Origin of the sequence: Candidimonas humi, assembly GCF_019166065.1 — a bacterium.
GTDB lineage: Bacteria > Pseudomonadota > Gammaproteobacteria > Burkholderiales > Burkholderiaceae_B > Candidimonas > Candidimonas humi.
This window is the reverse complement of sequence record NZ_JAHTBN010000004.1, coordinates 42,203-54,813: the sequence shown is the minus strand read 5'-3', so window position 1 is coordinate 54,813 and position 12,611 is coordinate 42,203. Positions and strand designations below refer to the sequence as shown.

Annotated in this window: 13 protein-coding genes; 4 read left to right on the top strand and 9 right to left on the bottom strand. The window is 65.3% G+C overall.

The window, feature by feature from the left end; genetic code table 11:
- Window positions 1-55: 55 nt before the first annotated feature.
- Entirely contained in the window at window positions 56-1,381 is a 1,326-nt protein-coding gene (locus KVP10_RS10785) for an MFS transporter (protein WP_281421975.1), read from the bottom strand.
- Between the two features lie 543 nt (window positions 1,382-1,924).
- On the opposite strand from KVP10_RS10785, the gene KVP10_RS10780 reads away from it, so the two are divergent.
- The gene (locus tag KVP10_RS10780; RefSeq protein WP_217964604.1) at window positions 1,925-2,494 is read left to right on the top strand and encodes a histone H1-like DNA-binding protein; all 570 of its coding nucleotides are present in this window, start codon (window positions 1,925-1,927) and stop codon (window positions 2,492-2,494) included.
- A 157-nt stretch (window positions 2,495-2,651) separates the two neighbouring features.
- Window positions 2,652-3,215, top strand: coding sequence for a YggT family protein (locus KVP10_RS10775; RefSeq protein WP_217964975.1), 564 nt, complete (start codon window positions 2,652-2,654; stop codon window positions 3,213-3,215).
- Between the two features lie 201 nt (window positions 3,216-3,416).
- Here KVP10_RS10775 and KVP10_RS10770 read toward each other — a convergent pair whose 3' ends face one another.
- From KVP10_RS10770 to KVP10_RS10735, 8 genes are all read right to left on the bottom strand, one after another.
- Window positions 3,417-3,914: an outer membrane lipoprotein gene (locus KVP10_RS10770; RefSeq protein WP_217964603.1), complete on the bottom strand. Its 498-nt coding sequence runs from the start codon at window positions 3,912-3,914 to the stop codon at window positions 3,417-3,419.
- A 106-nt stretch (window positions 3,915-4,020) separates the two neighbouring features.
- A complete protein-coding gene (locus KVP10_RS10765; protein ID WP_217964602.1) occupies window positions 4,021-4,956 on the bottom strand; it encodes a carbohydrate kinase family protein in 936 nt (311 codons plus the stop codon).
- A gap of 45 nt (window positions 4,957-5,001) precedes the next feature.
- Window positions 5,002-6,258: a zinc-ribbon and DUF3426 domain-containing protein gene (locus tag KVP10_RS10760; RefSeq protein WP_217964601.1), complete on the bottom strand. Its 1,257-nt coding sequence runs from the start codon at window positions 6,256-6,258 to the stop codon at window positions 5,002-5,004.
- 16 nt (window positions 6,259-6,274) lie between these two features.
- Complete coding sequence (gene prmA / locus KVP10_RS10755; RefSeq protein ID WP_217964600.1) at window positions 6,275-7,192, bottom strand: 50S ribosomal protein L11 methyltransferase; 918 nt, start codon at window positions 7,190-7,192, stop codon at window positions 6,275-6,277.
- Window positions 7,193-7,308: 116 nt separating this feature from the next.
- Complete coding sequence (gene accC, locus KVP10_RS10750) at window positions 7,309-8,655, bottom strand: acetyl-CoA carboxylase biotin carboxylase subunit (RefSeq protein WP_217964599.1); 1,347 nt, start codon at window positions 8,653-8,655, stop codon at window positions 7,309-7,311.
- 8 nt (window positions 8,656-8,663) lie between these two features.
- The gene (gene accB / locus KVP10_RS10745; RefSeq protein WP_217964598.1) at window positions 8,664-9,113 is read right to left on the bottom strand and encodes an acetyl-CoA carboxylase biotin carboxyl carrier protein; all 450 of its coding nucleotides are present in this window, start codon (window positions 9,111-9,113) and stop codon (window positions 8,664-8,666) included.
- Window positions 9,114-9,183: 70 nt separating this feature from the next.
- Window positions 9,184-9,651, bottom strand: coding sequence for a type II 3-dehydroquinate dehydratase (gene aroQ / locus KVP10_RS10740; RefSeq protein WP_217964597.1), 468 nt, complete (start codon window positions 9,649-9,651; stop codon window positions 9,184-9,186).
- Between the two features lie 211 nt (window positions 9,652-9,862).
- Complete coding sequence (locus KVP10_RS10735) at window positions 9,863-10,402, bottom strand: TlpA family protein disulfide reductase (protein ID WP_217964596.1); 540 nt, start codon at window positions 10,400-10,402, stop codon at window positions 9,863-9,865.
- Window positions 10,403-10,504: 102 nt separating this feature from the next.
- Here KVP10_RS10735 and mpl point away from each other — a divergent pair, with 102 nt between their 5' ends.
- Together mpl and KVP10_RS10725 are read left to right on the top strand one after the other, a co-directional pair.
- Window positions 10,505-11,875 carry a UDP-N-acetylmuramate:L-alanyl-gamma-D-glutamyl-meso-diaminopimelate ligase gene (gene mpl, locus KVP10_RS10730; protein WP_217964595.1) on the top strand — a complete coding sequence of 457 codons (1,371 nt, stop codon included), beginning with the start codon at window positions 10,505-10,507 and terminating at the stop codon, window positions 11,873-11,875.
- Window positions 11,876-11,995: 120 nt separating this feature from the next.
- Window positions 11,996-12,601 carry a YqiA/YcfP family alpha/beta fold hydrolase gene (locus tag KVP10_RS10725; protein WP_217964594.1) on the top strand — a complete coding sequence of 202 codons (606 nt, stop codon included), beginning with the start codon at window positions 11,996-11,998 and terminating at the stop codon, window positions 12,599-12,601.
- Window positions 12,602-12,611 lie beyond the last annotated feature (10 nt).

Below are 12,611 nucleotides of genomic sequence, written 5' to 3'. Positions count from 1 at the left end.
GGACGCGCAGCAACGAAACGATATCGGACGCCGGCCGACCCGGCGCCCGCGCCGCTCACCATGCCCCCTTCTGTTCCGGCACGGAGCGGACCAGGGGCAGCGCCGCCAGGCGCAGCAGCGCCAGGAAAGCATAGACCCATGCCTGGACTGCGCCCTGGTGCTCGTTGCCGACCAGGATCGCCGTAACGATAGACACCGTGACGATCGCGCCTGTCTGCAGCGACAAGGTGCGCAAGGCGGCCAGCATGGAAGACGACTCGGGCGCGAGCTGCAGCCCGGCGTTGCGCATGGCCGGATTGATGCTGCCGTTGCCCGCTCCCACCAGGAAAGCGGCAAAGGCCAGCCACGCATAAGGCGAAATGCCCCACTGCGGAGGCAGGGCCAGCAGCAACAGGCCCGCCACCGACAGCACGCTGCCGACATACAGCGGCAGGCGATAGCCGCTGCGACGCAGCAGCATCACCGCCGAAAGCGAACAAATCATGGCGGCCGCGCCCTGGGCGGTCAGCAGCGAACCCGAGCCCACCGCACTGATGCCGTAGCGGTTGACCGCATATAGCGGCACCAGCGCCATGGCTCCGATTATCGAGCCGCTGAAAATCATGTTGACGAGATTGACTGCGCCGAACCCCGGGCCGTAGATAAAACGAGGAACGATGAACGGCGCCGGGACGCGCTGGATGTGCCGGAAGAACATCACAAAAGCCACGCATGCCAGCACCAGCAGCCCCACGAACCAGGCCCAGCCCACGCCGAAGCGCATTTCGCCCAGGGCGCTGATCGACAGCATGCCGGCAAGCAGGCCCATGCCAAGCAGCACGATTCCCGGAATATCCATCTTCCGCAGCCGCTTGGCGCCGCGCGGGCGATCGTGCGGAAGGTAGCGCAGCGCCAGGAACAAGATCAGCAGGCCTATGGGCACATTGACGTAGAACACGTCGCGCCAGGACAGCCAGGTGACGAAGAAGCCGCCGAAGATCGGCCCGATCATGGCGCCCACCGGAAAGATGCTGCCGAACAGACTGACATAGCGATCCCGCGAGCTGCCGAAATGATCGACGATGATGCCCGTCGCCGACGGCGTGAAGCCGGCGCCGCCCGCGGCCTGCAGCACCCGCAGGACAATGAGCAGATATATGTTGTCGGCCAGCCCGCAACCCAGGGACGCCAAAGTGAAGGCCACCGTCGAGCCGATGAAGATCCGCCGGCGTCCGAAACGCTCGCTCAGTTTGCCGCTGATGGGCAGCATCAGCACGAAGCCGAACGAATAGGCGGTGATGGTCCAGCCCGCCAGGTTGACGGACGCCTGCAGGCCATGCTGGATGGCGCGCAGCGCCGTGGCTACGATGGTCGAATCGATCGCCATCATGAGCAACGCCATGGAAATGACGGTGAAGATTCGAACCTGTTGGACTGGCTTTTGTGAGTGATCCATCATGCGATGCGCAGCGCACGGAAATAAGCAGGGCCCGATTGTACTGCCGCGGTCCGGCGCGAACTTCGCGCGCCGCCGTGCTTTCGAACAGCCCAAGGCGCGCGTTTGCGTGGATGAATCGCGCACTTCGATTGATCTCATGCAGCGTGCAATAGTCAGTTAAAGCGCTGTCTTCGGCTATTAAACGGTGTGATAAAAACAACAGGCGATGTACGCCGCAAACAACGCGCGCAAGTGATCGCCGCATCGATCGACGCGCGCGCAAAGTCGCCGAACGCAATGATTTCGCGCATCGCCAAATGTCGCGATGTTTTTTCAGGCCGATGGAAATGCCGAGATTCGAGGATCACTTCTTTCCATAGTTGTCAATAATGCTTGGTATTGAGTGACGCTTACGTTAGACTTTAGGCGTACGAAGCACAGAGTGCTTTGTACGCTTGCGCCATTTGAGATGGGTCGCACCCTTTTCGTGGGGGCCATATCAAATGGGTGAATGTGCCAAACCACTCGATCCCAAGGAGCTTCACTATGGCAACTGCCAAAAAGGCCGCCAAGAAAGCGGCAGCAAAGAAAGCCGTAAAGAAAGCAGCACCCGCAAAGAAAGCAGTGAAGAAGGCCCCCGCTAAAAAAGCGGCTGCCAAGAAAGTAGCAGTCAAGAAAGTCGCCGCGAAGAAAGTAGCGGCCAAGAAGGCGCCGGCGAAAAAAGCCGCCGCCAAGAAAGCAGTCAAGAAAGTAGCAGCCAAGAAAGCCGTAAAGAAAGTCGCGGCCAAGAAGGCAGTCAAGAAAGCCGTCAAGAAAGTAGCAGCCAAGAAGGCGCCGGCGAAAAAAGCCGCTGCCAAGAAAGCCGCGAAGAAGGCGCCGGCAAAGAAAGCCGCCGCCAAGAAAGCGCCGGCGAAAAAAGCTGCGGCCAAGAAGGCGCCGGCAAAGAAAGCCGCCGCTAAAAAGCCCAGCGTGAAGGCTGCCGCCAAGACGACCAAGGCTACGACTGCTGCACCGGCCGTCAAGAAAGCCGTCAACCCGGTCGCCGCTTGGCCGTTCCCCACGGGCGGCCGCCCGTAAATCGCGCGTCGCACGCATCGACGTGAGCGGCTGAAGCAAGCCGCGGCCTGCGCCGGCAACAATGGCGCAGGCTTCGACGACAGACTGAACTGCCCGCAATGCCGGGCAGTTTTTTCATGCGACAATGGGCGACTGCAATAGCTCTTACCGGCCCATCATGTTCGGCGACGCTCTACATTTCATTCTCAACATCGCCTGCACTCTGTTCGGGATCGCCCTGATCGTCCGTGCCTGGATGTACGCGATCCGCCTGCATCCCTTCAATCCCTATTCGCAGGCCGTGCTGCGCATCACCGACTGGCTGGTGCAGCCCTTGCGCAAGATACTGCGGCCCAGCGGCCGCATCGACTGGCCCAGCCTGCTGGCCAGTTGGCTGACGGCCCTGGTGTTCCTGCTGCTGAGCTGGCTGCTGCTTACCGGCGCGCTGCCGCCTCCGGGCACTATCGTCCCGGCCTTGGTGGCAAGTGTCTTCACCGTGCTGAAATGGGCGCTGAACCTGGTGCTGTGGCTGACGCTGATACAGGCGATTCTTTCCTGGGTCAATCCGCTGGCGCCGGTCATGCCGGTGCTGCACACGCTCACCGCGCCCTTGCTCGATCCGATACGCCGGGCGCTGCCCAATACCGGCGGCCTGGACTTCTCGCCGCTGGTGCTGCTGGTGCTGGCGCAATTGGGCATGATGCTGCTGGAACACCTGAGCTTCAGCGTGTTCGGGGTCTAGCCCCGCGCAGCTCGGCCGGCGCACTGCGGCAGTCGCGCGGATGGCCGATGGTGGCGGCGGTCGCCGCCCCTATTCCGTATGGGTTCGTGCCGGCGATACGCATGCCGGCTGTGCGAATGCCGGCGATATGAACGGCCGGCGCTTGAATCGCCGGCCAAGCGCGATGCCGGCGCGCAGCCGCCGGCACCGGATTCCCGCCAATTACATCGGCACGACGCGAGTCGGGCCGCCGCCGCTGATCAGGCGCACGCGCTGCCCCGGAGAAATCGGCACGTCGGCCGCTTGCGCGATGACGCGCGTTTCGCCGTTGTCCAGGCGGATGGTGATTTCCAGGCCCTGGGTGCGGCCGGCCTGGTTCTCGACGGCGTTGCCGAGCAGGCCGCCGGCGATGGCGCCGCCGACCGTGGCCAGCACATTGCCGCCGCCCCGCCCTATGGTGCTGCCCACCGCGCCGCCGAGCACGCCGCCGGCCAGGGCGCCGACGCCCGACGTGCCGCGCTGTTCGATGAGCACCGGCCTGACGGATTGCACCGTGCCGGTGCGCACGACCTGTTCGCGCTGCGCCTGGTCGTAGGTGTACACGGACCCGGAGGCCGTGTCATTGACGCAGCCGGCGAGCATGGAGGCCGCGGCGAGCGTTGCGGCCAGGGCCAGCAGCCGAGGGGCGCGTATCGCGAGCGAGGGATATTGCAGATTCATGGAAAACTCCTGACGGACGCCCATGCTGTATGGCGGTCCGGCCGCGGCCGCAGGCCGCGAACGGGGGGTGAAAAAAATATGCGATGCAAGATGCCGAAACCTGTGATTACAGATCCAGACCATAGTGGCGCTGCAAGGCGGCGCCGATCTGCTCGCGGCTGGGCCGATGGTTCTGCGGCCCCCGTGAGGCAATTTTAAAAGCCCCCATGACGTTCGCCAAGCGGCAGGCATCGGCCAGCGGCCACTGCCGCACCAGGCCGTAGAGCAGGCCGGCGCGATGGGCGTCGCCGCAACCCGTCGGGTCCACGACCTGCTCGGCCCGCAGCGGCGCGATATCCACCTGGTCGCCGTCCGTATACAGGGTAGCGCCTTCGGCGCCGCGGGTCACGACCACGGCGCGCAAGCCGCGCGCGATGTCCTGCATGGCGCGGCCGGTGCGCTGCTCGACCACGCTCGCCTCGTAATCATTGGCGGTGAGGATGTCGGCCAGCCCCAGCATCTCTTCGATATCGGCGCCTGAAAACAAGGGCATGGCCTGGCCCAGGTCGAATATGAAGGGGATGCCGCGATTCTTGAGCCGGCGGGCGTGGGCGAACATGCCCTCTTTGGCGTCGGGCGCGACAATGGCCCAGGCCGCCTCGGCCTGCCCTATGTCGTTATCCGCCGAGCACTGCATGGCGCCGGGATGGAATGCGGCGATCTGGTTATTGTCCAGGTCGGTGGTAATAAAACATTGCGGCGTGTACATATCGGGCATGACGCGCACCAGCCGGGTGTCTATGCCCTGCTCGCGCATGCGCGCCAGATAGTCGGCGGCGTCGGCGCCCACCGTGCCCACCGGCAGCGGGTTGCCGCCGAGCAGGCGCAAGTTGTAGGCGATATTGCCCGCGCAGCCGCCGTATTCCTTGCGCATGGTCGGCACCAGGAAAGACACGCTCAACGACTGTACGTTGTCGGGCAGAATATGCTCCTTGAAACGCCCCTCGAACACGGCAATCGTGTCGAAGGCGATCGAACCGCAAACCAGCACCTGATCAGACATCCTCATCCTTTGGAAGTTCAGAAAAACGGGGTGGAAAGATAAAGCTCAGGGAAAGAACTTGCCGAGCTGATAGCCGTTCACGTGGTAGCCGGTGACGGTCAGGGGAACGGCCAGCGCCACCTCGCTGTGCGGCGCAAAGGGCGAGCCGCGCAGCCCGGACGGCAGGTATTCATTGGGCGCCAGGTTCTTCTTGGACACCACCGACCCGGAAAAGTCGACCAGGTCCAGCGTCAGGGTGGGCCATTCCTGCGCGCGTGCGTCATTGTTGCGCAAGGTCAGTTGCAGCAGCATGCGGCTGCTGTCCTTGCCGCCGTTCGCGTTCTTGGCACCGGCCGGCGCGCCGCTCTCGGGCAAGGCGCGCAGCGACGAATTGGTGATGGAGATGAGCAGGATGCGGCGCGCATAAGGCACGTCGCACTTCAGTGAAGCGCAGACCTGCTGCAGCAAGGGCCGCAACTCGGGGGAATGATCGGCGATCTGGCCGCGATAGATATAGGCGAGCTGGCCCAGCAGCGCAAGCAAGGCAAGCAAGGAAAGCCCGCCCCAGAATACCCGCAGCACGCCGCGCCAGCGCCGATCGCGGGTTTCCAGGAATTCGGGCAGAGATTCTTCTGCTTCGTCGCGCCGCGGCTCTATGTAGACGGAGGGCCGTTCTGTATGCCCGCGCTCGGGGTCGGCGTAGACGGCCGGACGCGCCTCGGCGGCTTCGTCCCATTCGTCGGCATGCTGCCCGGCGTCATCCGGTACCAGCATGTCCGGGTCTGTCTCCGGCTCGTCCGCATCTACGCCCAGCGAGGGCTCGGACCGCTGCCGCGGCGGCAGATGCGCCGACGACAGCGTGAAGCGCGGACCGTCGTCGCCTTCAGCGTCGGCGGTCATGCGGAATCTGCTATCGGCAGCCGGTTCCTGCGGCGCCGCGCTCGCCCGCGCCGCGGGACGCTGGCGCAGGACCTGAGGCATGGCCGCGGCTTGCGCTTCGTCCGGCTCGGCGGCCGCAGGCTTCGGCGCAGCCGCAGACGCGACCGCCGGCCGCATGGTCGACCAGGAACGCGCGGGCTCGGACGGCGGGTCGTTCGGCACCTGAACGGGCGCGGCCTGCGGCGGCGATACCGGAGCCACAGCGGGATCCGGCGCGGATCCGGCCGCCGCATCCCTGGCCTGTTCGCCCGCCACCACGGCCTCGTAGCCGTCGAAGATATGCGCGCAATTGACGCAACGGATATAGCCCTTGCGCAACTGCAGTTGCTCGAGGGTGGCCGGAAACACCGTTCCGCAGCGGGGACATTGCGTGCTCAGTTCCATGGGCCGATTTTATCGCCTAGTGGCGCTGCCCATGCAGGCACACCCAGCCGTCGCGTGCGCGCCAGACTCGCAGCTCGAGCCACGGCGCATAGGCCTGGGCCACTTCCTCGGCCTGGCGTTCCAGGACGCCGGAAAGCACCAAGTGGCCGCCCGGCTCCACGCGGCCGGACAGCATGGGGGCAAGCAGCTTGAGCGGGCTGGACAATATATTGGCCACCACCAGTTGCGACAGCCCGGCGGGCAGTTCGTCCGGCAACAGGGCCTGCAGCTCGACGCCATTGGCGCGCGCATTGTCGCGGGTCGCCTGCACCGCCTGTTCGTCGATGTCGACCGCCCAGGTGCGGCCGGTGCCGAGCATGCGCGCGGCGATCGCCAGGATGCCAGAGCCGCAGCCATAATCGAGCAGCGTCTCGCCGCCCGCTACATGTTCGGCCAGCCATTCCAGGCAGAGATGTGTAGTGGGATGGCTGCCGGTTCCGAACGCCAGCCCCGGGTCGAGCTCCAGGCGCACCGCTCCTTCTTCGCGAGTCTCGGCCGGCGCCGGGATTTGCGGATCGTCGCGGTGCCAGCTCGGCACTATCCAGATGCGGCGGCCCACTTGTATGGGCCCGAACTGGGACTGGGTCAGGCGCACCCAGTCGGCGTCGGGCACCTCGCGCAGCGACCAGGCCGGATCCGGCGCCACGCCGGATTCGACTGTGGCCTGGGCCAGGATTTGCGCGGGATCGGCGCCGTCGGGCAGCAGCGCAACGATGCGGTTGCGCTGCCAGGCCTGCACCTCGGGCTCCAGCCCGGGCTCGCCGAACAACGGGCGCTCGGCCTCGGTATCGGTGTCGGCGTCCTCGACGCAGACCGAGAGCACGCCCGCTTCGAGCAGGGCATCCGACAAGGCCTCGGCCTCGGACTGCAGGCAATTCAGGACGAGTTCACGCATAGAAATTCCGACGGAAAGCTGCGGCCGGGGTTGACGCGGATTGCGCGATCAGGCGGCGGGCCGCCTTCGATCGCGGATAGACTGCAGGCCCGCCACAACCCGGCCGCGCAGGGCGCTCAGGGACGCTGCGCCAGTTTATGCTCGAGATAATGGATGCTGGTGCCGCCTTCCCTGAAGCGCGCGTCCTGCATCAGTTCCCGGTGCAGGGGGATATTGGTCTGGATGCCCTCGACGACCATTTCCGACAACGCGATGTCCATGCGCGCCAGGGCCTGCTCGCGGGTGTCGCCGTGGGCCACCAGCTTGGCGATCATGGAGTCGTAGTTGGGAGGCACCGTATAGCCGCTGAACACGTGCGAATCCATGCGTACGCCCGGCCCGCCGGGAGTATGCCAAGTGGTGATGCGCCCCGGGCTGGGCATGAAATTGAACGGATTCTCGGCGTTGATACGGCATTCGATGGCATGGCCGCGTATCTCGACGTCGCGCTGGCGCAAGGTGAATTTTTCGCCCGCCGCGATCAGGATCTGCTGGCGTACCAGGTCGACACCGGTGATCATCTCGGTAACCGTGTGTTCCACCTGTATGCGGGTGTTCATCTCGATGAAATAGAACTCGCCGTTCTCGTACAGGAATTCGAAGGTGCCGGCGCCGCGATAGCCGATCTTGCGGCAGGCGTCGGCGCAGCGTTCGCCGATGCGCTCGATCAGGCGGCGCGCAATGCCGGGCGCCGGGGCTTCTTCGATGATCTTCTGGTGGCGCCGCTGCATCGAACAGTCGCGCTCGCCCAGCCACACCGCGTTGCGCCCGCCGTCGGCCAGCACCTGGATCTCTATATGGCGCGGGTTCTCGAGGAACTTCTCCATATAGACTTCGGGGTTGTTGAAGGCCGCGCCCGCCTCGGAGCGGGTCAGGGTCACCGCGTTGAGCAGGGCGGCCTCGGTGTAGACCACGCGCATGCCGCGCCCGCCGCCGCCGCCAGCCGCCTTGATGATGACCGGATAGCCGACCTCGCGGCCGGTGCGCAGGATTTCCTCGGGATCGTCGGGCAAGGCCCCGGCCGAACCGGGCACCACCGGCACCCCGGCCTGGATCATGGCCTGCTTGGCGCTGACCTTGTCGCCCATGACGCGTATGGATGCCGGCGTCGGGCCGATGAAGACGAAGCCGCTTTTCTCGACACGCTCGGCGAAATCGGCATTCTCGGACAGGAAGCCGTAGCCGGGGTGTATGGCCTCGGCATCGGTGACTTCGGCCGCCGAGATCAGCCGCGGCATGTTCAGGTAGCTGTCGCGCGCCGCGGCGGGACCGATGCATACCGATTCGTCGGCCAGGCGCACGTACTTGGCGTCGCGATCGACCTCGGAATACACGACCACAGTCTTGATGCCCATCTCGCGGCAGGCCCGCTGTATGCGCAAGGCGATTTCGCCGCGATTGGCAATAAGAATTTTTCCAAACATTGGTGGACTCAGCCGATGACAAACAGGGGTTGGCCGTACTCGACAGGTTCGCCGTTCTCGACCAGGATTTCCTTGATCACGCCGGACTTGTCGGCCTCTATCTCGTTGAGCAGCTTCATGGCCTCGATGATGCACAAGGGCTCGCCTTCTTTGACTGCCTGGCCCAGTTCGACGAAAGCCGAGGCGCCGGGGTTGGGCGAGCGGTAGAAAGTGCCCACCATGGGCGACTTGACCACATGGCCTTCGGGCACAGCCGGCGCAGCCGCCGCGGGCGCTGCAGCCGGCGCCGCCGCTGCGGCGACCGGCACGGCCGCCACGGCGGGCTGCAGCGGAACCGCCGCAGCCGTCTGCGAGAACTTGACGATTCTCACCTTGCCTTCGCCCTCGGTGATTTCGAGCTCGGCGATGCCCGATTCGGCGACCAGGTCGATCAGGGTTTTAAGTTTTCTGAGGTCCATAAATACGTCCCGTGACGATGTCCGGCGCCCGCGGCGCAGGACTGATGATGATGTTGATGAAAAACGCCGCCTAGGGCCTGTTTACACTAAAAGAGGAGCCGCACTGGTGGGTCAAGGCATAGCGCAAGGCCGCCTCGTACCCGTAAGCCCCGAGCCCCACAATCACCCCTTGCGCGGCATCGGACAAATAAGAATGGTGACGAAAGGATTCGCGTTTGTGCACATTGGAGAGATGCACTTCCACGAACGGTATGGCCACCGCCGCCAAGGCATCGCGCAGCGCCACGCTGGTATGCGTATACGCCGCGGCATTGATGATGATGAAATCGACGCCCTCGCCGGCAGCGGCCTGGATCCGGTCGACCAGCGCGCCTTCGTGGTTGCTCTGGAAGACGCTGCAGCGCACCTGCGCTTCGCCGGCCACGCGCAGCAGGCCGGCATTGATGTCATCGAGGCTCTGCCGGCCATAAACCTGAGGCTCGCGCGTACCGAGCAGGTTCAGGTTCGGTCCGTGCAGAACCAGGATATGCTGCGCCATAATGTGTATCCGTGTCCGAAAGTTCGCTTTTTACGCTAAAAAGCGCCATTTGTCTATTAAATATAGATAATTCACAATCGGTATTGGGGGCAATCGCTATTGAAAGGCGGGTTCTGGAGCGCCCTGCGGCCCAGCGAGGCGGCCTTGGGTTTCCGCGTAGCGGCCGGCGCGCCATGGAGCAAAGACTACGAGCCGCGGCCTTGCGGCAGGGTCACGCGGCCAGGCCTTGGATGATCCGCTCGAACTGCGCGGGCTTGATCTGCCCGAGCACGCGATCGATCTGGCGGCCTTTGGCATCGAACACCACCGTAAACGGCAGGCCGCCCGCCTGGTTGCCCAGATCGCGCATCAATTGTATACCGTCGTGTCCCGTGACCAGCAAGGGGTAGGAAACGTGCACCTTGTGCATGAAAGCGCGGATGTTGACCGCAGTATCCACCCCCAGCCCCACGAACTGGACCGACGGATACTTTTTGTGCAGGGCGTCGAGTTCGGGCATTTCCTTGACGCAAGGCGGGCACCATGTGGCCCAGAAATTGGCTACTACGGGCCGGCCGGCCCAGCGCGACAAGGACACCGCCGCGCCTTGCGTGTCGGGGAAACTCTGCGACAGCAAGGGCGCCGGGCCGAAGTCGTCGGCGCGGGCCGCAACTGGGCCCAGCGCCGCCGCCAGCGCGACGGCGGCGCCGCGGCCCAGGAAAACGCGCCGCGAGGCGGCGTGCCCGGAATTCGTTTGGAATGCGGATTTCATGATCTTTTCATCATACACCGGCGCGGGTCGCGAGCAGCGGGCCGGCGCCCGGCGTCCGGTCAATATAGTTACCCACTTACAATACGCGCCTGGAGGATAGTCATGCACCTACATATTCTGGGGATCTGCGGCACGTTCATGGGCGGGCTGGCGCTGGTGGCGCGAGCCGCCGGCCATACCGTCACCGGCTGCGACGCCGGCGTCTATCCCCCCATGAGCACCCAGCTCCAGGAACAGGGCATACAGCTCATCGAAGGCTTCGGCGCGGACCAGATCGGACTGGCGCCCGACCTGTTCGTGGTCGGCAACGTGGTAACGCGCGGCAACCCGCTGATGGAGGCCATCCTGGAACAGGGCTTGCCCTACACCTCGGGCCCGCAATGGCTGGGCGAGCACGTGCTGCAGGGCCGCCACGTACTGGCGGTGGCCGGAACCCACGGCAAGACCACCACCAGTTCGATGCTGGCATGGATACTGGAACATGCGGGCCTGAAACCCGGCTTCCTGATCGGCGGCATCGCCGCCGACCTCGGAGTCTCGGCGCGCTACCAGCCGCAGCAGCCGCTGTTCGTGATCGAGGCCGACGAATACGACACGGCGTTCTTCGACAAGCGCTCCAAGTTCATCCATTACCGGGCGCGAACGGTGGTGCTGAGCAACCTGGAATACGACCACGCCGACATATTTCCCGACCTGCAGGCCATCGAGACCCAGTTCCACCACCTGGTGCGCACCATACCCGCCGGCGGACGCATCATCCGCCCCGACGAATCCGCGGCGCTGGACCGCGTGCTGGCGCGCGGCTGCTGGACGCCCGTGGAACGCTTCGGCGGCCAGGGCCGCTGGCAGGCGCAGACGCTGTCCGCAGGCCCGAACCGCGAAGAACGCTACGAGGTGCTGCGCGACGGCGCCGCAGTCGGCAGCGTGCAATGGGATCTGACGGGCGAGCACAACCGCATGAATGCGCTGGCCGCGCTGGCCGCTGCCGAATGCGCCGGCGTGACGGTGGAACAGGGGCTGCAGGCCCTGTCGCAATTCGCCGGAGTGAAGCGCCGCATGGAATTGCGCGGCACGGTGCGCGGCATCGCGGTGTTCGACGACTTTGCCCACCACCCCACCGCCATCGCCACCACCCTGGCGGGCCTGCGCCGCCGGGTCGGGGATGCGCGCATCCTGGCGGTGCTCGAGCCGCGCTCGAACACCATGAAGCTCGGCACCATGGCCGCGAAACTGCCGGAGGCCCTGCGCGATGCCGACCTGGTGTTCTGCTTCGGGGCCAGCCAGGGCAAGCATGCGCTAGGCTGGGACCCTGCACAGGTGCTGGCGCCCCTGGGCGCACGCGCCTCATCCTACGACGATCTGGATACAATGATCGCAGCGATAAGCGCCGCGGCGCGACCCGGCGATTCGGTGCTGGTCATGAGCAACGGCGGCTTCGGCGGCATCCATCAAAAGCTCCTGGACCGTCTCTGATACAAATTTGCCATCGAAAAGACAAGAAGCCGCGCAGCCGCAGACAGTCCGCACGGCAAGGCGCAGCGAGGCCCCGGTCTTTTCGATAGCAGCCCCGCGAAACCTGGCGCAAGGTGTCCCATGATTCTTTATCTCCACGGCTTCAGATCCTCGCCCGCGTCGGCCAAGGCGCAGATGCTCGCACAGGCCATGCAGGAACGCGGCCTGGCGCAAGAATGGGTATGCCCGCAGTTGCCGCCCAGCCCGCGGCACGCGCTGGATCTCGCCCGCCACATCGTCGGGCGGGCGCAGGCCGAACGCGGCCTGGACCCGGCCACGGGCCTGGCGCTGATCGGTTCTTCGCTGGGCGGCTACTATGCCGCCTGCCTGGCCGAGCAATGGGGCTGCCGCGCGGCGCTGCTCAACCCGGTGGTGCACGCGGCGCGCGACCTGGCCACCCAGGTGGGCGAACATACGCTCTATCACTCCGACGAGCCGTTCAGCTTCTTGCCCGAATACGTGGACGAACTGGCCGACATGGCGGTAGGGCGGCCGGTGCACCCGCAGCACTATTTCCTGCTTGCGGCCACCGGCGACGAAGTGCTGGACTGGCGCGAAATGACCGATTGGTACGCGGGCTGCAAGGGCCGCGTAATACAGGGCAGCGACCACGGGCTGTCCGATTTCGGGCAGTGGCTGCCGGAAGTGCTGGACTTCGCCCTGGACGCGCCCGCGCCGGGCCGTTGAGCCCGGCCTG

What these genes read in the sequence shown, in the direction of transcription:
- KVP10_RS10785 (WP_281421975.1), bottom strand. Translation starts at nt 1,381, where the DNA reads ATGGCGTTGCTCATGATGGCGATCGATTCGACCATCGTAGCCACGGCG.
- KVP10_RS10775 (WP_217964975.1), top strand. Translation starts at nt 2,652, where the DNA reads ATGTTCGGCGACGCTCTACATTTCATTCTCAACATCGCCTGCACTCTG.
- KVP10_RS10770 (WP_217964603.1), bottom strand. Translation starts at nt 3,914, where the DNA reads ATGAATCTGCAATATCCCTCGCTCGCGATACGCGCCCCTCGGCTGCTG.
- KVP10_RS10765 (WP_217964602.1), bottom strand. Translation starts at nt 4,956, where the DNA reads ATGTCTGATCAGGTGCTGGTTTGCGGTTCGATCGCCTTCGACACGATT.
- KVP10_RS10760 (WP_217964601.1), bottom strand. Translation starts at nt 6,258, where the DNA reads ATGGAACTGAGCACGCAATGTCCCCGCTGCGGAACGGTGTTTCCGGCC.
- prmA (WP_217964600.1), bottom strand. Translation starts at nt 7,192, where the DNA reads ATGCGTGAACTCGTCCTGAATTGCCTGCAGTCCGAGGCCGAGGCCTTG.
- accC (WP_217964599.1), bottom strand. Translation starts at nt 8,655, where the DNA reads ATGTTTGGAAAAATTCTTATTGCCAATCGCGGCGAAATCGCCTTGCGC.
- accB (WP_217964598.1), bottom strand. Translation starts at nt 9,113, where the DNA reads ATGGACCTCAGAAAACTTAAAACCCTGATCGACCTGGTCGCCGAATCG.
- aroQ (WP_217964597.1), bottom strand. Translation starts at nt 9,651, where the DNA reads ATGGCGCAGCATATCCTGGTTCTGCACGGACCGAACCTGAACCTGCTC.
- KVP10_RS10735 (WP_217964596.1), bottom strand. Translation starts at nt 10,402, where the DNA reads ATGAAATCCGCATTCCAAACGAATTCCGGGCACGCCGCCTCGCGGCGC.
- mpl (WP_217964595.1), top strand. Translation starts at nt 10,505, where the DNA reads ATGCACCTACATATTCTGGGGATCTGCGGCACGTTCATGGGCGGGCTG.
- KVP10_RS10725 (WP_217964594.1), top strand. Translation starts at nt 11,996, where the DNA reads ATGATTCTTTATCTCCACGGCTTCAGATCCTCGCCCGCGTCGGCCAAG.